This is a genomic window from Paracoccus tegillarcae, assembly GCF_002847305.1.
GTDB classification, from domain to species: Bacteria; Pseudomonadota; Alphaproteobacteria; order Rhodobacterales; family Rhodobacteraceae; genus Paracoccus; species Paracoccus tegillarcae.
In genome coordinates this window covers 423868-442800 of the sequence record NZ_CP025408.1, presented here as the reverse complement: position 1 = coordinate 442800, position 18933 = coordinate 423868, and the positions used below count along the sequence as shown (strand labels likewise).

At 58.7% G+C, this 18933-nt stretch carries 17 protein-coding genes; 9 read left to right on the top strand and 8 right to left on the bottom strand.

What is annotated here, in order from left to right:
- Positions 1–111 precede the first annotated feature (111 nt).
- Together CUV01_RS02215 and CUV01_RS02210 are read left to right on the top strand one after the other, a co-directional pair.
- Entirely contained in the window at positions 112–339 is a 228-nt protein-coding gene (locus CUV01_RS02215; protein WP_101459036.1) for a hypothetical protein, read from the top strand.
- Between the two features lie 100 nt (positions 340–439).
- Positions 440–973: a DUF3489 domain-containing protein gene (locus CUV01_RS02210; RefSeq protein ID WP_101459035.1), complete on the top strand. Its 534-nt coding sequence runs from the start codon at positions 440–442 to the stop codon at positions 971–973.
- Between the two features lie 90 nt (positions 974–1063).
- Here the strand turns inward: CUV01_RS02210 and CUV01_RS02205 are convergent, their stop codons facing one another.
- Entirely contained in the window at positions 1064–2857 is a 1794-nt protein-coding gene (locus tag CUV01_RS02205; RefSeq protein WP_101459034.1) for a DUF262 domain-containing protein, read from the bottom strand.
- A gap of 161 nt (positions 2858–3018) precedes the next feature.
- Complete coding sequence (locus CUV01_RS02200; RefSeq protein ID WP_101459033.1) at positions 3019–4272, bottom strand: DNA methyltransferase; 1254 nt, start codon at positions 4270–4272, stop codon at positions 3019–3021.
- 519 nt (positions 4273–4791) lie between these two features.
- On the opposite strand from CUV01_RS02200, the gene CUV01_RS02195 reads away from it, so the two are divergent.
- From CUV01_RS02195 to CUV01_RS02175, 5 genes are read left to right on the top strand one after another with little or no spacing between them, the layout of a single operon-like run.
- Positions 4792–4980 carry a helix-turn-helix domain-containing protein gene (locus CUV01_RS02195; protein ID WP_074556260.1) on the top strand — a complete coding sequence of 63 codons (189 nt, stop codon included), beginning with the start codon at positions 4792–4794 and terminating at the stop codon, positions 4978–4980.
- Entirely contained in the window at positions 4977–6521 is a 1545-nt protein-coding gene (locus tag CUV01_RS02190) for a type I restriction-modification system subunit M (RefSeq protein WP_101459032.1), read from the top strand. Before CUV01_RS02195 ends, CUV01_RS02190 begins: the two co-directional genes overlap by 4 nt.
- On the top strand, positions 6518–7669 hold the full coding sequence (locus CUV01_RS02185; protein ID WP_198731868.1) for a restriction endonuclease subunit S: 1152 nt from the start codon (positions 6518–6520) through the stop codon (positions 7667–7669). Before CUV01_RS02190 ends, CUV01_RS02185 begins: the two co-directional genes overlap by 4 nt.
- Entirely contained in the window at positions 7666–8844 is a 1179-nt protein-coding gene (locus tag CUV01_RS02180; protein ID WP_101459031.1) for an AAA family ATPase, read from the top strand. The genes CUV01_RS02185 and CUV01_RS02180 overlap by 4 nt, the downstream gene beginning before the upstream one ends.
- Positions 8837–11938, top strand: coding sequence for an HsdR family type I site-specific deoxyribonuclease (locus CUV01_RS02175; protein WP_101459030.1), 3102 nt, complete (start codon positions 8837–8839; stop codon positions 11936–11938). The genes CUV01_RS02180 and CUV01_RS02175 overlap by 8 nt, the downstream gene beginning before the upstream one ends.
- An 84-nt stretch (positions 11939–12022) precedes the next feature.
- Here CUV01_RS02175 and CUV01_RS02170 read toward each other — a convergent pair whose 3' ends face one another.
- The 5 genes from CUV01_RS02170 to CUV01_RS02150 are packed head-to-tail and all read right to left on the bottom strand — an operon-like array spanning position 12023 to position 14526.
- Positions 12023–12697, bottom strand: a complete 675-nt coding sequence (locus CUV01_RS02170) for a hypothetical protein (protein ID WP_101459029.1) — start codon at positions 12695–12697, stop codon at positions 12023–12025.
- Entirely contained in the window at positions 12694–13644 is a 951-nt protein-coding gene (locus CUV01_RS02165) for a helix-turn-helix domain-containing protein (protein WP_101459028.1), read from the bottom strand. The genes CUV01_RS02170 and CUV01_RS02165 overlap by 4 nt, the downstream gene beginning before the upstream one ends.
- A complete protein-coding gene (locus tag CUV01_RS02160; RefSeq protein WP_101459027.1) occupies positions 13641–14036 on the bottom strand; it encodes a VRR-NUC domain-containing protein in 396 nt (131 codons plus the stop codon). Before CUV01_RS02160 ends, CUV01_RS02165 begins: the two co-directional genes overlap by 4 nt.
- Entirely contained in the window at positions 14033–14269 is a 237-nt protein-coding gene (locus CUV01_RS02155) for a hypothetical protein (RefSeq protein WP_101459026.1), read from the bottom strand. The genes CUV01_RS02160 and CUV01_RS02155 overlap by 4 nt, the downstream gene beginning before the upstream one ends.
- The gene (locus CUV01_RS02150) at positions 14269–14526 is read right to left on the bottom strand and encodes a helix-turn-helix transcriptional regulator (protein ID WP_101459025.1); all 258 of its coding nucleotides are present in this window, start codon (positions 14524–14526) and stop codon (positions 14269–14271) included. The genes CUV01_RS02155 and CUV01_RS02150 overlap by 1 nt, the downstream gene beginning before the upstream one ends.
- 553 nt (positions 14527–15079) lie before the next feature.
- Between CUV01_RS02150 and CUV01_RS02145 the strand changes: the two genes are divergently transcribed.
- Positions 15080–16345: a tyrosine-type recombinase/integrase gene (locus tag CUV01_RS02145; protein ID WP_101459024.1), complete on the top strand. Its 1266-nt coding sequence runs from the start codon at positions 15080–15082 to the stop codon at positions 16343–16345.
- 16 nt (positions 16346–16361) lie between these two features.
- On the opposite strand, the gene CUV01_RS02140 is transcribed toward CUV01_RS02145, so the two are convergent.
- Complete coding sequence (locus CUV01_RS02140; protein ID WP_232962431.1) at positions 16362–16787, bottom strand: hypothetical protein; 426 nt, start codon at positions 16785–16787, stop codon at positions 16362–16364.
- Between the two features lie 699 nt (positions 16788–17486).
- Here CUV01_RS02140 and CUV01_RS02135 point away from each other — a divergent pair.
- The gene (locus CUV01_RS02135; RefSeq protein ID WP_101459023.1) at positions 17487–18836 is read left to right on the top strand and encodes a DUF7986 domain-containing protein; all 1350 of its coding nucleotides are present in this window, start codon (positions 17487–17489) and stop codon (positions 18834–18836) included.
- Positions 18837–18933: the final 97 nt, after the last annotated feature.

Here is an 18933-nt window from a genome sequence, read left to right as displayed (position 1 = left end):
AAGATGATGGTGATGTGCATCAGAAAGCACTGTTATTGCTCCGAATTCTCTACACTTCAGGAGGCCCCGGAGCGATGCTGCATCAACGAAACGCAACTCCCGGAGACCGAAATGACCCGCCAAACCGCCCGCACCAATGACGCCGCCCTTGCCGCCTTTATCGCGAAGAAGACCGAAATCGACGCGATGCTGGCCCGGCTGCAGGACTTCAGCGAGGATCATTTCGGGGCAGACCCGGAGCGGTTGAACTGGGGCGATGTCGGCAGCCTCGAATATCAGGCCCACCTGCTGAAGCAGATCAGCGATTTTACATTCGGCGAGGGTGAACACGCCGCCTGACGCGCGGGCCGATAAAGACGACTGTCACGCCCCGCCGAGAGCGGGGCCCGGCTCCGTAGAAGCCGACCGTGACCTGCGGCGGCGATGCACGGAGCGAGCAATGACCAAACTCACCGACACCCAGACCCTGATCCTGACCCGCGCCAGCGCCCGGCCGGGCAGTCTCGCCCTGCCGCTGCCCGACGGGCTGCATGGTGCGGCGGCGAAGATGGCCATCGGCCGGATGATCAAGCTCGGCCTCATCGAAGAGGTCGAAGCCAATCTCCGGCACAAGGAACCGCTCTGGCGCGAGACCGGCGACGGGCATGGCACCACGTTGATCGCGACGCCCGAGGGCCTTGCGGCAGTCGGGATCGACCCGGTCGTGGTGAAAACCATGGCGGGCCTGCGGGACGCGAAGCCTGAGGCCATCGCCGCCTCCCAGCGCCCCGGCACCAAGCAGGCGCGGCTGATCGCGATGCTGCAGGCGGAGGGCGGCGCGACCATCGCCGAGATCGCCGAGGCGACGGGATGGCAGCATCATTCGATTCGTGGGGCCATTTCCGGTTCGCTGAAGAAAAAGCTGGGGCTGACCGTGACCTCCGAAAAGGTGGACGGTCGAGGAAGGATCTACAGGCTGGCACTCAGCGAATAGTGAAATCCGTGTAAAGGCGTTATCCGACTGAACGACCCCACTTTTGCGGGGGGTTCGCAGGTCGAAACAGTGATGCTGGCCGCTATTTTCTCAGGTGCCGAACGCTTGCTGGCGTTCCGGCATGCCCCAAATCGCCCGCGATAATGTTCCAAGTGCTTTTTGCCGGTCGTTAATGGAGCCCTCGTTCCAATTTGGGTAAGGTTCTATTTTTGCTACGGCACGGTCAATGCGTGTATTCGCTCCGACTTTCGGCCTTTCACTAAGTGCGCGGGTCAACAGAAGCTTTGATTGCTGATAAACCGGTCTCTTTTCGGAGTAGGGGCGGTTGCCAAGCGAAGCATTTATAGATTTTTCGGCCAGCACTAGATTGCCGAGCCTCTGCACGATGGTCGGATCGCTTATTTCTCCAAACTCCTCCAAAGCGTCGGGCGTCGGATTCTGCGGGTAGATATGTTCGATTTCGAATCCGCTGCTCATATAGTGATCGAGCCAAGCGGTGCCGGGTGTTTCGCCATAAGCATTGATATCGACCTGCTGGGACAGCTTTCCAAGGATGTATACCATTCTGTACAGTTGGAGTTTGCCCAGCTCGAGTCGCCCTATCGCATCATCGAAGCGGTTTGCCAGTGTTGCTTTCTCCTTGTCGAAGCGCTCTGAAATGAAGGTGTCGAACTGCTCCAAGGAATTTACTTTCCGAAGCTCGGTTGCCCAACGAGCAAAATTGCGTTCAAATGTTCGCGTCGGCTCACGCGTGATGACATAGCAGAAGAAGAGATTCTCGACCTCCGCCGCCAGCCGATCAAAAAGTTCTGGTTCCAGATGCCGTCCGGCAAGAAGCAAGATCAAATGCTGCCGCGCTGCAGAGCCGCCCAAAAGGCGCATATTGTCTAGGTAGCGATTGCGTTTGCCATTTTGATCGTTGCCAGACCTGAAGTTGCTATATGCGCGTGCCGCCGATATCAACTCTCTAACGAAAGCGTTCGGGTCCTTGGAGTACCCAATCTCGGAATCCCTGCTGGAAAACCAGCCATAAATCTCGTCTTCACGAATGATATCTACGTTGTATCGGCTGACTATGAAATATCGTAGAAATCGAAGGGGTTTCTCGCGCATGTCGTAGATAACATCCTGAAGTTCTTTCCAGCTAGCTTTCAGCTTGTCGAACTTGTCGGGCGCGGTTTTCATGAACAGTAGATTCTTCAACAGGTCCATAGAATTGAGGCCGACGCCGCGATCATTGATCGTTTCGAAGATCTTTAGCGCTTTTGCGACATCCTCGGTTTGAATCCGGATTAATTTAACTTTGTTGGTAAGATAGCCGTAAAAGGCGCGTAGCGCGTTAGGATCCTCATCGAACTCGGCGGCAAGGAACTTTTTCGCGACATGGTGGGCAACGGCCATATTGTTCATTGAGGTGGTCGTAGCGTTGCCGATGGGCCTGCCCGTCGCAATATGAGTCAAGGCATCTCCGCTATCTTCGTATTGCAGTTCGAGACGGTGCCGGAAGGTCTCGTTACCGATGTCGTCGACAGTTGAATCTGCGATTTGGGACTTTAGCGTCGTTAACTCGGCAGCTCCCAAGTCTTTCAATCGATCACGGATAGCGCAAAGCAAAATATAGAGTGTTGTCATCCGCTGTTGTCCATCGATCAGATCGAGGACATCGTCGATGTTATTGCTGGGACAGACGACAATGCTGCCGATGAAGTATTCTGGAGCTTCGGGATTTGATGCTTCGCCCATTTCACCGCGTATATCTGACAGAAGCTGCTCCACCTCCTCTGGACCCCAAACATACTCACGCTGGTAGTCGGGAACAGCGTAGAATTGGTGGAAAAGGTCTTTAATCGAGCAATCTTTGCTCTCAATACGCTGCACTGTCATAGGAGTTCCGATTGTTCGATTTTGTTACGAGCACCTTGTCATGAAGCGATTGAGTGTCAAGCTTATCGCCCAGATGACCAAATTTCGTAGACCCGCATCGGTGCAACAGTTCGGGAGGTCGCAGTCCTCACGATATGGCGAAGATTGCGAGAGTTCTGGTCTCAGCGTCGGGAGGTTGTCAGATCTGCAAAGGTTTGGCCAGTACCGTCCAGCACGGCGGGCTTACCCGCCAGGTTCTGCCAACGGGCGATGGCGACATCCACATAGGCGGGGTTCAACTCGATCCCGTAGCAGACCCGGCCGGTGGTCTGGGCCGCGATCAGCGTGGTGCCCGAGCCCATGAAAGGCTCGTAGATCGCCTGTCCAGGGCTGGAATTGTTTAGGATCGGCCGGCGCATGCACTCGACCGGCTTCTGCGTGCCGTGAACCGTTTCCGCGTCCTGATCCTTGTTGGCGATTTGCCACAAGGTGGTCTGCTTGCGGTCCCCGGCCCAATGACCCTTGCCGCGCTTCTTCACCGCGTACCAGCAGGGCTCGTGTTGCCAGTGATAATCGCCCCGGCTGAGGACCAGCCGGTCCTTGGCCCAGATGATCTGCGAGCGGATGTCGAAGCCGGCCGCGATCAGGCTGTCGGCGACCGTGGTCGCATGCAGCGCGCCGTGCCAGACATAGGCCACATCGCCCGGAAACAGCGCCCAGGCCTCGCGCCAGTCGGCGCGGTCGTCATTCAGCACCTTGCCGGTGCGTTTGGTCTTGGCCGCGCCCGTGGCATTGCGCCAGTTCGGGTCGTATTCCACCCCATAGGGCGGATCGGTGACCATCAGCAGTGGGCGGACATCGCCCAAAAGCTTGCCGACGACATCCGCTGAGGTGCTGTCGCCGCAGATCAGCCGGTGGGGCCCGAGCCGCCAGAGATCGCCCGGCACCGAGACCGGATCGGCGGGCGGCTCGGGCACCTCGTCTTCACCCTCCGCCCCGACATTCTCGCCGAACTCCGGATCCTGCAGCAGCGCCTCCAGCTCATCCTCGGCAAAGCCCAGCAGTGACAGGTCGAAATCCTCGGCCAGCAGACCCGCGACCTCGTCGCGCAGCAGCGCTTCGTCCCAGTCACCGAGTTCCGTCAGCTTGTTGTCTGCGATCCGGTAGGCCCGGCGTTCCGCCTCATCGAGATGGCCGAGCCGGATCACCGGCACCTCCGAAAGCCCCAGTTCCGTCGCCGCCAGCACCCGTCCATGACCGGCGATCAACTCGCCGTCGTCCCCGACCATGCAGGGCACCGTCCAGCCGAAGCGGGCCATGCTGGCGGCGATGCGGGCCACCTGATCGGGCCCGTGCATCTTGGCGTTCCGGGCATAGGGGCGCAGGTGCTCGATCGGCCAGAACTCGATCTGGCGCGGCGCAAAGGCGAGGTCCATGGGGCGGGGTAGTCCTGTGGTTTGGGTGGCTTCTGGCGGGGTGGATCCCGACTGGATCCCGGTGGCTTCCGGTGGCGCTGGCTTCCGCAAAGTGGATCCTAAAGATGGCTTCCTGGATTCTGCCGGAATCCAGCAGGAAGCCACCCTCGTGGGGTGCTCAAGGTATTGTTTTATTGACCGAAACGGCTCTCAGGCTGGCTGCCTGGATTCCGGGTGGCTTCCCCGGTGAAATCGGCTGTCGCTAGAAGACTTCCGCGCTGCGCCCCCCCGCATACGTTCAGGACCGGGGAGGAACCATGCCGTGGGGGGGGAGCGCGTAGTCCTTGAGTGACGCAGTCGGCCCTCTGCTAACATTCGGAAATGCCGCACAGCGTGACCAGTGCCAGCCCATTGAGGACTTTCGTGCCAAGCGTAACAGATATGCCAAGCGCCACGCGCAGGCGTTCTGATTGCCTAGCTTGCCGCCGTCCTCAGGTTCCTCTAGTTTCAACCCAGGTCCATCTGAAAGGACATTTCCGAATGCCCAACGATGACATCATGACCACGAAGGAACTCGCCGATTATCTCAGAATCGCGGAGAAGACGGCCTATCGGTTTGCCTCCGAGGGCAAGGTTCCTGGCTTCAAAGTTGGCAGTGCGTGGCGATTTCGTAAGGGCGAGATCGATCGCTGGATCGCCCAGCAGGAACAAGAGGGTAAACAGAAATGACCGGGCAACAACAGCGCGACGAACTTCACCGCCAGATCTGGGCCATCGCAAACGATGTACGCGGAGCAGTCGATGGCTGGGACTTCAAGCAATTCGTCTTGGGCGCGCTCTTCTATCGTTTCATCAGCGAGAACTTCACTACCTACATCGAAGGCGGCGATCCGGGCGTCAACTACGCCGCCATGCGTGATGCTGACATCCCCGCCGAGGTCGTCGATGATGCGGTGAAGACCAAGGGCTACTTCATCTACCCGTCGCAGCTGTTCAGGAACGTGGCCAAATCCGCCAACACCAACGAAAGCCTAAACACGGACCTTGCCGCCGTCTTCAAGGCAATCGAAGGCTCGGCCAATGGCTACCCGTCCGAGCAAGACATCAAGGGCCTGTTCTCCGATTTCGACACCACCAGCAACCGCCTTGGCAACACTGTGGCCCAAAAGAACGACCGCCTGGCCAAGGTTCTCAAAGGCGTCGAGGGGCTCAAGCTCGACTTCGCAGATGCGCAGGGCGACCCCTTCGGCGATGCCTATGAATTCCTGATCTCCAACTATGCCGCCAACGCGGGCAAGTCGGGCGGCGAGTTCTTCACCCCGGAGCACGTGTCCAAGCTGATCGCGCAACTCGCGATGCACGGCCAAACCCGCGTCAACAAGATCTACGACCCCGCCTGTGGCTCTGGCTCACTGCTGTTGCAGGCCAAGAAACACTTCGACGATCACATCATCGAAGGCGGCTTCTTCGGGCAGGAAATCAACTACACCACCTACAACCTCGCCCGCATGAACATGTTCTTGCATAACGTGAACTACGACAAGTTCAACATCCAGCACGGGAACACACTGGAAGATCCGCATTTCCTGGATGACGTGCCCTTTGACGCAATTGTCTCGAACCCGCCTTACTCGGTGAAATGGAAGGGGTCGGACGACCCCACCCTGATCAATGACGAGCGCTTTGCCCCCGCAGGCGTCTTGGCCCCGAAATCCAAGGCGGACTTCGCCTTCGTCCTGCACGCGCTGCATTACCTTTCGTCCCGTGGCCGCGCGGCGATTGTCTGCTTCCCTGGCATCTTCTATCGCGGCGGGGCAGAGCAGAAAATCCGCCAGTATCTTGTCGACAACAACTATGTCGAAACCGTCATCGCGCTGGCGCCGAACCTGTTTTTCGGCACCACCATCGCGGTGACGATCCTTGTGCTGGCCAAGAACAAGCAAAACTCCGATGTGCAGTTCATTGATGCCAGCGGGGATGCGTTCTTCCGCAAAAGCACCAGCACCAACCTAATGGACGATCCCCACATCGCCCAGGTTCTGCGCCTGTTTGCCACCAAAGAGGCGGTGCCACATGTGGCGCAGAACGTGGCGCAGCAAAAGATAATGGACAATGACTATAACCTCTCGGTCAGCGCCTATGTGGAGCCGAAGGACACCCGCGAGGTGACGGATATTGTCACCCTCAATAGGGATATCTCGGACACGGTGAAGCGGATCACAGATCTGCGCGCGCAGATTGACGCGATCGTAGCGGAGATCGAGGCGTGAGCGGTTTCGGGTATCTTGAGCGCCTTTTGAATGGGGCGGTGGTGGAGTGGATGCCGTTGGGAGAGGTTACGCAATATGAGCAGCCCACTAATTACCTAGTTGAATCGTCAAACTATAGCGATGAATTTGCTACGCCGGTGCTTACTGCTGGCAAGACTTTCGTCCTTGGCTACACTGACGAAATGCACGGGATTTATCCTGCGCAATCATCACCTACAATTATATTCGACGATTTTACTACAGCCAATAAGTGGGTTGATTTTGATTTCAAGGCGAAGTCCTCCGCGATGAAGATGATCAAGTCGCGCGACGAGGGGCGTTTCTCTTTGAAGTATGTGTATCATTGGTTGAACACCCTGCCGAGTGAGCAAACTGATGGCGACCACAAACGTCATTGGATCAGTAACTTTTGCAACAAGACCATTCCTATCCCCTGTCCAGAGAACCCGCAGAAGTCTTTGGTGATTCAGGCCGAGATTGTTCGGATATTGGACGCATTCACCGCGCTCACCGCAGAGCTTACCGCAGAGCTTACCGCCCGCAAAACCCAATACAACCACTACCGCAACCAACTCCTCAGTTTTGAGGGCGGGGATGTGGAGTGGAAGACGTTGGGGGAGGTGGCTGAGAACCTAGACTCACGCCGCGTTCCAATCACAAGCGGTCTGAGGCAGCCAGGCAACATTCCCTATTATGGCGCATCAGGAGTCGTCGATTACGTGAAAGACTTTATCTTTGACGGCGATTTTCTTCTGATCTCTGAGGATGGTGCGAATCTGCTTGCGCGAAGCACACCAATCGCATTCAGCGTCAGCGGTAAGTCTTGGGTCAACAATCATGCCCATGTGTTGAAGTTCGACACTTACGCAGAGCGAAAATTCGTCGAATATTACCTGAATAACATAGATTTAACACCTTATATATCGGGCGCTGCCCAACCAAAGTTGAACCAGAAAAACTTAAACAGCATTCGACTTCCATGGCCCGCCCTAGCCGAGCAAGCCCGCATCGTCTCGATCCTCGACAAGTTCGACACGATCACCGCTTCGCTTACCACAGGCCTGCCGCGCGAAATCGCGCTGCGGCAAAAGCAGTACGAATACTACCGCAATCTGCTGCTGAGCTTTCCCAAAGGGGATCAGGCATGACCAAAACCCTTGAAGAGATCGCCGCGCAGCTGCGCGACTCGAACAAAAAGGTCCAACTGATCTACGCTTTCAACGGCACCGGCAAAACCCGTCTGTCCCGCGCCATGAAGAACCTGATTGCCCCCAGGATCGAGGGCGACGACACCCCCGCCCGTAACAAGATCCTCTACTACAGCGCCTTCACCGAGGACCTGTTCTACTGGGACAATGACTTGAAGGGGGATGGCCTGCCCAAGCTGGTGATCCAGCCCAACAGCTTCACCGACTGGATTTTGGTTGATCAAGGCCAAGAGGTGAACATCACCCGCGTGTTTCAACACTATTCCAAGGCAGCTCTGACTCCGACCTTCAATCAGGCCTATACCCTCGACAACGAGGACGGCAGCAAGACCTCGGTGAAGGCCTTTTCCGAAGTGACCTTCACCATCGAGGCAGGCGATGACGCGAGGACAGATGCGTTCAAGATCTCAAAGGGCGAAGAGAGCAATTTCATCTGGAGCATCTTCTACACGCTGCTGGAAACGGTGGTGGCCGAACTAAGTATCGGCGAACCGGATCAGCGCGGGACTGATCAGTTCAACGCGCTGGAATATGTGTTCGTTGACGACCCTGTCAGCTCGCTGGACGAAAACCACCTGATCGAACTGGCGGTGAACCTCGCGAACCTGATCAAGAAGGCCCCCGCTCAACTGAGGTTTGTAATCACCACGCACAACCCGCTGTTCTATAACGTGCTGCATAACGAGTTGGATTTGAAAAAGAAGCCCGCGAATGACGGCTGCTATTTGCTGGAGCGCCATGCAGACGGGAGCTTTACGCTCAATACCAAATACGGTGATGCCAACAAGAGTTTCACCTATCATCTGCATTTGCGGCACATGTTGGAAGAGGCCCTCGAAAAAGATAAGGTAGAACGGTATCACTTTACCTTGCTTCGCAACCTTTATGAGAAGACCGCAGGGTTCTTGGGGCATGACAAATGGGGCGATTTGTTGAACACCGCCGAGGGTAACAAAGAAGCCTATGTGCGCTTGATCAACACCTTCAGCCACTCGTCTCTGTCAACCGAACAGATCGCCGACCCGACCCCGCAACAGAAGCAGACAGTCAAACACTTGCTCGATAACCTGATTGACAACTACGGCTATTGGAAACAGGAAGCGCAGAATGTCTGAGACTCTGACGCCGATCGCCGAGAGCAAGACTTTCATCGTTCTAGATGCATACAAGCGCATCGAAAGTGCCGCCAAGGGTTACCAGAGGGAAGACGATCTGGAGCGTGAACTGGTGCGGGATCTGGTCGATCAGGGCTATGAATTCCGTCCCGACATCACCTCGGCTCAGGCGATGCTTGCCAACATCCGCGTTCAGTTGCAGAATCTGAATAGCGTCGTCTTTTCAGATGTCGAGTGGGTGCGCTTCGTCGAGACCTATCTGGACAGGCCCAGCGAAGGCATCATCGACAAAACCCGCAAGATCCAAGATGACCACATCCATGATTTTGTCTTTGATGATGGCCGCATTCAGAACATCCATTTGGTCGACAAACGCAACAAGACCCGCAACAAGCTGCAGGTTATCAAGCAGTTCGAGCAAACTGGCTCTCATGCCAACCGCTATGATGTGACGATTTTGGTGAACGGTCTGCCCATGGTGCAGATTGAGCTGAAACGGCGCGGTGTTGCAATTCGCGAGGCCTTCAACCAGATCCATCGCTACAGCAAGGAGAGCTTTAACAGCGAGAACTCGCTCTTTCGGTTCCTGCAGATGTTCATAATCTCGAACGGCACCGATACCCGTTATTTCGCCAACACCACGAAGCGCAACAAGAACAGCTTCGACTTCACGATGAACTGGGCACAATCCGACAACGGATTGATCAAGGATCTGAAAGACTTTACCTCAACCTTCCTGCAGAAACGCACGCTGCTGGATGTCTTGCTGCAGTATTCTGTTTTCGATGTCAGCGACACCCTGTTGATCATGCGCCCCTACCAGATCGCGGCGACAGAGCGCATCCTTTGGAAAATCCGCAGCTCTTATCTGGCCAAAACCTGGTGCAAGCCCGAAAGCGGTGGCTTCATTTGGCACACGACAGGGTCAGGTAAGACTCTGACGAGCTTCAAAGCTGCCAGGCTGGCAACCGAACTCGACTTCATCGACAAGGTGTTCTTCGTCGTCGACCGGAAGGATCTCGACTACCAGACGATGAAAGAATATCAGCGGTTTTCGCCCGAAAGCGTTAACGGTTCTGACAGCACCGCAGGGTTGAAACGTAATCTGGAGAAGGATGACAACAGGATCATCGTCACCACTATCCAGAAGCTGAACAACTTGATGAAGGCCGAAGCTGATCTGCCCATCTATGGCAGGCAGGTCGTCTTCATCTTCGACGAGTGCCATCGCAGTCAATTCGGTGAGGCGCAGAAGAACCTGAGGAAGAGATTCAAAAGGTTCTACCAGTTCGGCTTCACCGGCACGCCGATTTTTCCGGAGAATGCTGCGGGCGCGGAAACCACCGCCAGCGTGTTCGGGCGCGAGTTGCATTCCTACGTGATCACGGATGCCATCCGTGACGAGAAGGTGCTGAAGTTCAAGGTCGATTACAACGACGTGCGGCCGCAGTTCAAAGCCATCGAGAGCGAGCAAGACGAGAAAAAGCTAAGCGCCGCGGAAAACAAGCAGGCCCTGCAGCATCCCGAACGGATCAAGGAAGTTTCGCAGTATATCCTTAACAATTTTCGCCAGAAGACGCACCGGCTAAAGGCGGGAAGCGGCGGCTTCAACGCCATGTTCGCGGTCAGCAGCGTGGATGCTGCCAAGCTATATTACGAGACGCTGAACGCGCTGCAGGCCAACAACGACAAGCCCCTGAAGATCGCGACGATCTTCTCCTTCGCCGCGAACGAAGAACAAGACGCCGTCGGGGACATCCAGGACGAGAGTTTTGACGTTTCGGCGATGAACAGCAGCGCCAAAGAATTTCTGAATGCGGCGATCCGGGACTACAACGCGTATTTCAAGACGAGTTTCGGCGTCGATGGGCTGGGTTTTCAAAACTATTACCGAGACTTGGCGAAGCGCGTAAAATCCAGAGAAGTCGATCTGCTGATCGTTGTCGGCATGTTTCTGACCGGCTTCGACGCCCCGGCTCTGAACACCTTATTCGTTGACAAGAACCTTCGCTTCCACGGCTTGATACAGGCATTTTCCAGAACGAACCGCATTTACGACGCGACCAAGACCTTTGGCAATATCATCGCCTTCCGTAATCTCGAACAGGCGACCGTCGACGCGATCACGCTTTTCGGGGACAAGAACACCAAGAATGTTGTCTTGGAGAAAAGCTACGACGAATACATGAATGGCTTTCGGGATCAGGAAAACGGGAACACCCGACGCGGTTTCATCGATATCGTGAGTGAACTAGAAAGCCGGTTTCCGAACCCTTCAGCGATCGAAAAAGAATCCGATAAAAAGGATTTTGTAAAATTATTCGGCGAGTATCTCAAGGCCGAAAATACCCTGCGGAACTACGATGAATTCGCGGCACTGAAAGCTCTTCAGGACGTGGATGCCCGTAATCCAGAGGCCATGGAATGCTTCAAGGCGAAGCACTATCTGAATGACGACGTGCTGCATGAAATGCAGAAAACTCATCTGCCTTCTGAGCGCAAAACCCAAGATTACAGGTCCACCTACAACGACATCCGAGACTGGCTGCGGCAAGAAAAGAGCGCGGCCGACAACGATAAATCTGGTATCGACTGGGATGATGTGGTGTTTGAGGTCGATCTGCTCAAATCGCAGGAGATCAACCTCGAATATATCCTCGAACTGATCTTTGAGAAGAACAAGAAGTTTAAAGACAAGGTGGGGCTGATCGAGGAGGCCCGCCGCGCAATTCGTGCCAGCCTCGGCAACCGGGCGAAGGAGAGCCTAATCGTCGACTTCATTAACCTGACAGACCTTGATCGCCTCGACGACAAGTCAAGCCTGATCGGCGCGTTCTTCGCCTTTGCACGGGAAGAGCAACGCCGCGAAGTGGGCGAGATCATCACCTCCGAAGATCTGAATCCCGAGGCGGCAAAACGTTATATCGAGATTTCGGTCAAACGAGAGTTCGCGTCTGAAAATGGGGCTGACCTAAATGCCATACTGCCCAAAATGAGCCCGTTGAATCCTAAATTTCGGGGCAAGAAGGCGAGAGTATTCGAGAGGATTTCCGACTTTGTCGATAAGTTCAAGGGTGTCGGTGGTGAAATGTGAGTGCGGCGGTCTGCACACTGATGAGCATCGCCACCGTTCATCCCACATGCAGCGAGTGACAACTCCCCGCCCTCAAGATCGATTTCACCCCATGTTCCAAGGCCGCGGCTTCGGCATCGCCGTCGTCACTTCGACGTCCCGCAGCATCCCGCCCGCGATTAGGCCCTCGCGAACCCAGCTAAGCGCCTGCCACCAGTCGTCATAGCTGCGCCGGGCAGCCTCGATCTGCTGCGGATAGGGGGAGAAAGTCACCGGGCAGGCCAGAATGTCAACGCTCTTCCATGTGGCACGGGAGCCCGCGCCACGCACCCGGATGCGCTCGACCGCTACGACGACGGTGCCCGCATGTGTGCCGTGCTGGTTCTTCTTGACGATGGTCGGAACGCAGCGCGGGACGGCGCCGGGCATCCAGTCCGGGGTTAGCCCGGCTCGTGCCAGTTCCGCCACACGGATTGCCATTCGCTTGCCGCCGAGGCTGTCGGGGAGTCCGGCTACAGTGGCGGCGATCACCTCGGCGTCCTCGTGGGTGTATCCGCCAATCTTGTGCTGCCCGCCGTCGATCTTGCAGCCCAGTGCGGCGCGTTGCAGCAGAACATATTCCAGGCCGAAGCCAAACCCTTCCTCGCTCACGTTCTGGGGCGGTGGGAGTTCGAGTTGGGCCTTCTCGACCCGGAACGCCCATTCCAGTGCTGCCTGAACGCCCAGCGCCCGTTTGACTTTCGTGCCACCGGCGCGGCTGATCGGTCGATGCAGGGTCATTGCACGCCCCGTTTTCTGAGGCGTTCGGCCGTGACAAGTCCGCGGGCCAGCATGGCGTCGCGCATGGTGTTGGAAATCATGCTGGTTGGCAGGAAACGGTCGGAATTGACGAGGTCGGCGTAGAAGGCAGGGAGATCGGTGATTGGCGCGGCGGCAGGGTCAGAAACTGGCCTCGGCTTCCGCCGCTTCCGGCCAGCATCCTCAACCTTGCGCGTGGCTGCCCGTTGCATCCCCCGGTCGAGCGCTTTTGGTCCATCGGGAGGCTGGGGGTGGTCCTTGCGGGAGGCCTTGGCCGTGGCGATGATTTCCGCCTCGGTCAGGCCCAGCTCGTCGCGCCAGCGTTGGACATGCTGCCGGGGCGGCCAGCCTTGCCACCAACCGGGCAGGGCGGCGGGATCGAGGCCCAGCGTGCCGAGGAGATCAAGGAACATCTCATCGGAAATGGGCACGCGCGCCTGCGTGTCCTCCTCCTCCTTTACTGGTTCCCTTAGAGGTTCTCTTACAAGGTTAGTCTCCGGATTCCGGAGATGGATATCGGGAAAATCCGGAGATGGGTTCGCCGGAAATCCGGAGATGGCTCCAAGTCCAGATTCCGGAGTTGGGTTATCCGGTGGTTCGCTTTCTGTTCTCTCAAAGCCTTCTTCGGTTTCCGGAATTGGCTTTTGCGAGAAACCCTCTTCGAACCCCAGGATGTAGCGAGTTGCCTGGCGCTTGTGCGTGCGAGGATCATGGCTGCGAACGCGCCGGATCAACCGTAGCTCCTCGAGCCGGGCGAGATGTTCGTTCAGTGCTGAGACCGACATTTCCACATCCTCAGCCAGCCTGGCCTGCGTCGGAAAGCAGCCGAAATCCGGGTTGTGCCGGTCGCAGAGGAACCAGAGCACGATCTTGGTCGCCGGTTTCAAACCGCGCTGCTGTATGGCCCAGATGGTTGCACGATGGCTCATGGGGCAAGCCTCCGCGTGGCGGGCGCAATACGCGTGGTGAAGCCGTGATGGGCCAGCGCACCCAGCGCGTCGTCGAGGCTGCGCACCAGTGCCCAGCAGAAGCCCTGTGCCAAAACCGCATCCCTGAACGCCTCCTGCGCCGGCCGTAGTCGCCCCTTGGGCGCTTTCAGCTCGAGGAAGAGGATGCGGCCATCGCAGAGGATCATCAGATCGGCGAATCCAGCGTGGACGCCCATGCCGACGAGGATCGCTTGGCGTTTTGACCCGCGGGGGCCGGGTTCGGTCACCTCATTGGCACAATGATGGATGATCGCGGCACGGGGCAGGGCGAAGCGCAGCGCCTGTACCACGACGCGCTGTAGATCGGCCTCGGGGGTGCCACGGCGTTTCATCGCTCGGTCCTCCCCTGATCCTCGCGCTGGGCGCGCTGAACCGGGCGTCGCGCGTCAACCACCAAGAGTAGGCGCTGGGCGTCAGCGCGTTCTTCAGCGGTTTCGCCGTGTCGGACGAGCACAATGCAGGCGAGCCGGAGCATTTGGTCGCTGTGATGCACGACATCCGCGATGACGGCGCGCGCCTCGGTGACGCGGTCGCCCGGCCAGTCGGAGTGGGGAGGCTTCTGCATCACCGGCGTCCTCCGGCATGGCGGCGGCGCGGGGCGTCTTGCTCCTGCTCTTCCAGCCATTCCTCGACGGCAGCGCGGCGGTAATAGACCTTGCGCCCGGCGCGCACGCAGGGCGGTCCGGTCCGCATCGCCTCCCAGCGCCGGAGGGTGTCGACCGAAAGGCCGAGCTCCAGCGCGAGGTCGAGGCGGCTGATCCAGCCGACCAGCAGCGTGCGGGGTTTTTCCATGGTGTCTGGCATCGATCCGAGATGCAGCATCGGGGTCTCCTGGTCTTGGCCCCGGTGATCGGGGGTAACTTGCAGGAACCAGTGAGCGCAGACCCGAAGGAGTGGCGGCGAGGCGGAGGGTGGCGGAAAGAACGCCGCCTTAGCGCCACCCCTTGTTTTGCTAGGATTTTCGGGGCCGGCCGGCTTTGAACAGGGTGAAGAGAGCGTGGGCGAGCGGATGGGTGAAACAGACGCCATGGCCGCAAACACCTGCAAACATCCGGATAGGCCGGGTTTGACTGGCGCAGATAGGCAAAGAGGGGGTGGCACCCGACACGGCAGCAGCGCCACCATCGGATTCGTTGGTGATTTGCTGATCCGCTGTTCCTTGCAGAGGGAATTCTTGGCTCAGCGTTCCCGTCCGCGCGGCAGCGACGACAACGCCATTCAGCTGCCCATCGCAGGAAGCTCAACAAAACAAGGGGTGGCATCACTCTGGCGTTGGCCCCGCCACCCTCCGCCTCGGCGCCACCCGAGCCTTCATGCTTGTCTTGATGTCCAGGCGAAACCACGCCTCATGTCGGATGCAAGAAGGATCCAACTCATGCCCGAACGCATCAAACTGACAGAAAAAGTGCTGCGCGACGCCGAGCCCGTGCCCGGGCGGGACTACCAGATCTTCGATACCGACCTGCGGGGTTTTGCCGTATGCATCTATCGCGGCGGCGGTCGGGCTTTTACGATCGACTACCGGCATGCGGGTCGACAGCGTCGAATGACCTTCGGGCGCTGGCCGGAATGGTCCGTAGCGGCGGCGCGGGAACGGGCAAAGGAACTGAGGCGCGAGATCGATGCCGGGGCCGACCCGCTTGCCCTGCGCGAAGCGAAGCGCGATGCGCCACGGGTGAATGACCTGATCGAGCGTTACTGTGCCGAGCACCTGCCGAAATTGTCGGAACGGAGCGCGGCCGACCAGCGATCGGTGATGGCCAAGATGGTAGCGCCAGTGTGGGGCCGCAAGCTGGTGACGGAAATCACCGCGAGCGATGTCGACAAATTCCTCACCCGTGTGGCCGAGGGCCGGGCGCGGCCACACAAGGAAAAGCCGAACAACAGGGCCCGCAAGTTGCAGGGAGCGAGGCCGACGCCCGTGCGTGCCAACCGCGTGGGGGAAATCCTGCGCAAGATGTTCACGCTGGCGGTCCAGTGGGGCTGGTGCGAGGACAATCCCGCCCAGCGCTTTCACCGCCGCACGGAAACCCCGCGTGAGCGGTTCTTGTCAAAGGAAGAAATCGCCAGCCTCGGCGAGGCGCTGGATGCCGCCGAAGACCGGCGCGCGGCCGACATCATCCGGATGTGCATGCTGACCGGCGCCCGGCTGGGCGAGGTGCGACAGGCTCGATTTGAACAGTTCAACCTTGAGCACATGAGCTGGTCGAAACCGCCCACCATGACGAAACAGCGCCGCGCGCATCGCGTGCCGATCTCGGACGAGACCGCCGCTGTCGTGCGTCAACGCATGCTTCACGTCCCACGGGGCACGCCGTGGCTTTTCCCCGGCGACACGCCCGGTCAGCCGGTGCAGGAAGTGCGCCGGTTCTGGGCACAGGTGCAGAAGCGATGCGGGTTGCAGGATGTCCGCATCCACGACCTGCGTCATACATTCGCTTCGCTCCTGGTCAGCGGCGGTGCATCCTTGGAGATGATCGGGAAGCTGCTGGGGCACAGCCAGATGCAGACCACCCTGCGCTATGCCCACCTGATGGATTCACCCCTGCGCGCCGGCGTCGACGCTGTGGCCATTGCGTTGCGGCCGAAGCCGCGGCTGGTCCACGACGCCGAGGATCGCGGCGACCGCAAGTCGGCCTGACATCGCGTTGGGTGGACTACTCCCCCTCACGTCGCAGCGCCTTCCAGACGGGCGTGATCCGACGTCGGATGGTTCGGCTGTCAGGGATCCTCTCGCCGTCTGACTGATCCGCAAACCAATCCTGCATCTCCGCTATCAGCTCCGCCTGCGTTGCCGGCAGGCCGTCATCATGGATGCGCCGGATCAGAGCGACGTTCATCCCTTCCCAATCATAGGGCGTCGTAGCGCCTGGACCGGAAGTCACCCGTCGCACCATGTCGTTTTCGTCCTCGAAGGCATGCACATCCTCGGCCAGCACCAGCATGTCGGCTATGGTCACGGTCACTCCGGCAGCCGGATCAGTAATCAGCAGCCAGTCCGACCTATCCAGCATCTGAATGCGGCGGACAGACCCCTCGGTGGGACCTGTGCCGCACCGTCGGAACAACGGCAGCACTTCCATCGGGTGAAAGCACCACCTTGCCCGCCACGGTCTCGGTGCCGCATTGCACCAAGGCGATGCCAGTCAGGATTCTGAACCGTCCCGCGTCCGCCCAACCGGCAACATCCGCTATATTGCAGCCCCAGCGGGCAGTGACTTCGTGCAGGGTGTAATGCGTGCGGGGTGGCAGGGCCATGAAACTCTCCTCTCGTGATCAGAGGAGCGTCTGCTCAAACCCAACGTAGCCCGCGCCTAGCCGGTGCGGGAGAAGTGGAATTGGCGGCAATGAGGGCAGGGCGCATCCTCGCGCCCGAGTTCCTGGCAGTGAGCGTTATTCCGATGAGACTTCTTGTGGTTGAGTTCGATTCTCCTCTTACGCGCCGTTTTGCACGTTCCCGCTGGCGGGAACAAGACAGGAACATGAGGTTGTTCGGCGGTACGTGGGTATCTTGTGCGAGCGCGCCTGATTGTTGAGTGTGGCGGGGCAATCATCTGATAGCCCTTGAAGCCTTCCGCTATGCTCGGGTTGAGCTGAGGCGCTGGTCCTGAGTTAGCAGTGTGCGCGCTGGCCATATGGTGTTAGTCGATGAGATCGCTCTTCGCAGTTATCGGTTGGCTCTTCCGCGCCGCGGGTCATAGGGAGCAACGGAAGGGCGCAGAGCACGGTGGTTCACACCAAAGTTCTGCGGCTAGAGCTTGAGACGGGCAGAGGAAAAGAGCATGGCCGAACGCAACGACATATCGGACCTTCTGGCTTTCATCGGCCGGGAGGGCCACTGGCGGGAACGGCTGCAGGAGGTGGTCGCGGAGCACCTGATGCCCGCACTTGAGGAATTTGAGATCGACCAGGACGGCCTAGCCGACCTGCTGGGCGAGCAGTGGTCGGGCGTGCTGTGGGGCTGTGGGTTCGAGGATTTCCTCAGCCAGCGCTATGAGGACGGCAATATCGTCGACCTGTACCTGAAACGCCGCGGCTGGAAGGAAACCGCCCTCAATCGGGAGTATTTCGCCGCGCTGCGGGATGGGCCGGTCAGCCTCTACGAGGTCAGCGATGTCCAGCCCGGCGCGTCGATGGTGTTGCGCGATCTTCTGTCGGATGCCCCGCCGGTCACGGTGCGAGAGAAATCCGCCACGCGCACGTTGAAGCAATGGGACCGGATCGCCGTGCGGGTGATGGCCGAGCGCGATCACCACATCATCTCGGGGGCGTTGTTGCCCTTCCGCGCCGAGGCTGTTGATTTCCTGTTAGCGGGGCTACGCGATGCCCTGAAACTAAAGAAGCGCGACGCGCTGCGGCTGACCTGTGAGCAGCTGATGGGCTCCGCGCCCATCTTCACCACCGCTTGGCTGTTCATCGAGATCGACCGCGCCCTCACCCCAGCCGAACCGCAGTTCACCAATTCGGACGGCGACGATGTTCTGTTCCACGACATGCGTTTCTCGCTCACCAGCGGCGTGACGCAGAGGAAGGTGGCGGAGCAGCTGGACCGGGTGAGGGATTTTTTCCCCGAGGGAGCGAAGTTCTGGAACTGGCTGGCAGCGAGGAAGAAGCGGGGCAGCAAAGCGAGTGGCGGCATCATGCTGGACGCGGAGATGGAGGGGGCCACCGTCCTGGGCTCTTTGGAACTGAAGGGGAAGACCCTGCTCGTGACCGTCAATTCGGCCGAGCGAGCGGTCAAGGTCGAGGCGTTGATCCGCTCGGTTGCCGGGGATCTGTTGAAATCGCCGCTGACCACGGTCCGGACGGTTGATCAGATGCGGGCCGACCAAAGCCATGTCGGCCCACGCGAAGGCGCCGATGAGATTCCGCCCGAGATCGCGCGCCAACTGATGCAGGATCACTTGGACAAGCACTACCGTGAAACGCTGGACGCGCCGATCCCAGCACTGGGCGGCAAGTCACCGCGGCAGGCGGTGCGAACGGCATCGGGGCGGAAGAAGGTCGTCGAGTGGCTGAAATATCTAGAGAACGGCAGCGCCCGGCCGGCGGATGGCCCGATTGCGGAATACGATTTCGGATGGATATGGGATGAACTGGGGTTGCGGGAGCTGCGGGGTTGGCGGGCATAGGGGGCTGGCTGTTTGACCGCATTACGCCTGCGTTTGGCGATGAACACTCCAAATCGGTCAATCACGGCCGGCTCGCCGCATTGCCTCGGCCAGTGTC

Coding starts and splice junctions, on each gene's coding strand:
- CUV01_RS02215 (WP_101459036.1), top strand. CDS start 112: ATGACCCGCCAAACCGCCCGCACCAATGACGCCGCCCTTGCCGCCTTT.
- CUV01_RS02210 (WP_101459035.1), top strand. CDS start 440: ATGACCAAACTCACCGACACCCAGACCCTGATCCTGACCCGCGCCAGC.
- CUV01_RS02205 (WP_101459034.1), bottom strand. CDS start 2,857: ATGACAGTGCAGCGTATTGAGAGCAAAGATTGCTCGATTAAAGACCTT.
- CUV01_RS02200 (WP_101459033.1), bottom strand. CDS start 4,272: ATGGACCTCGCCTTTGCGCCGCGCCAGATCGAGTTCTGGCCGATCGAG.
- CUV01_RS02195 (WP_074556260.1), top strand. CDS start 4,792: ATGCCCAACGATGACATCATGACCACGAAGGAACTCGCCGATTATCTC.
- CUV01_RS02190 (WP_101459032.1), top strand. CDS start 4,977: ATGACCGGGCAACAACAGCGCGACGAACTTCACCGCCAGATCTGGGCC.
- CUV01_RS02180 (WP_101459031.1), top strand. CDS start 7,666: ATGACCAAAACCCTTGAAGAGATCGCCGCGCAGCTGCGCGACTCGAAC.
- CUV01_RS02175 (WP_101459030.1), top strand. CDS start 8,837: ATGTCTGAGACTCTGACGCCGATCGCCGAGAGCAAGACTTTCATCGTT.
- CUV01_RS02170 (WP_101459029.1), bottom strand. CDS start 12,697: ATGACCCTGCATCGACCGATCAGCCGCGCCGGTGGCACGAAAGTCAAA.
- CUV01_RS02165 (WP_101459028.1), bottom strand. CDS start 13,644: ATGAGCCATCGTGCAACCATCTGGGCCATACAGCAGCGCGGTTTGAAA.
- CUV01_RS02160 (WP_101459027.1), bottom strand. CDS start 14,036: ATGAAACGCCGTGGCACCCCCGAGGCCGATCTACAGCGCGTCGTGGTA.
- CUV01_RS02155 (WP_101459026.1), bottom strand. CDS start 14,269: ATGCAGAAGCCTCCCCACTCCGACTGGCCGGGCGACCGCGTCACCGAG.
- CUV01_RS02150 (WP_101459025.1), bottom strand. CDS start 14,526: ATGCTGCATCTCGGATCGATGCCAGACACCATGGAAAAACCCCGCACG.
- CUV01_RS02145 (WP_101459024.1), top strand. CDS start 15,080: ATGCCCGAACGCATCAAACTGACAGAAAAAGTGCTGCGCGACGCCGAG.
- CUV01_RS02140 (WP_232962431.1), bottom strand. CDS start 16,787: ATGGAAGTGCTGCCGTTGTTCCGACGGTGCGGCACAGGTCCCACCGAG.
- CUV01_RS02135 (WP_101459023.1), top strand. CDS start 17,487: ATGGCCGAACGCAACGACATATCGGACCTTCTGGCTTTCATCGGCCGG.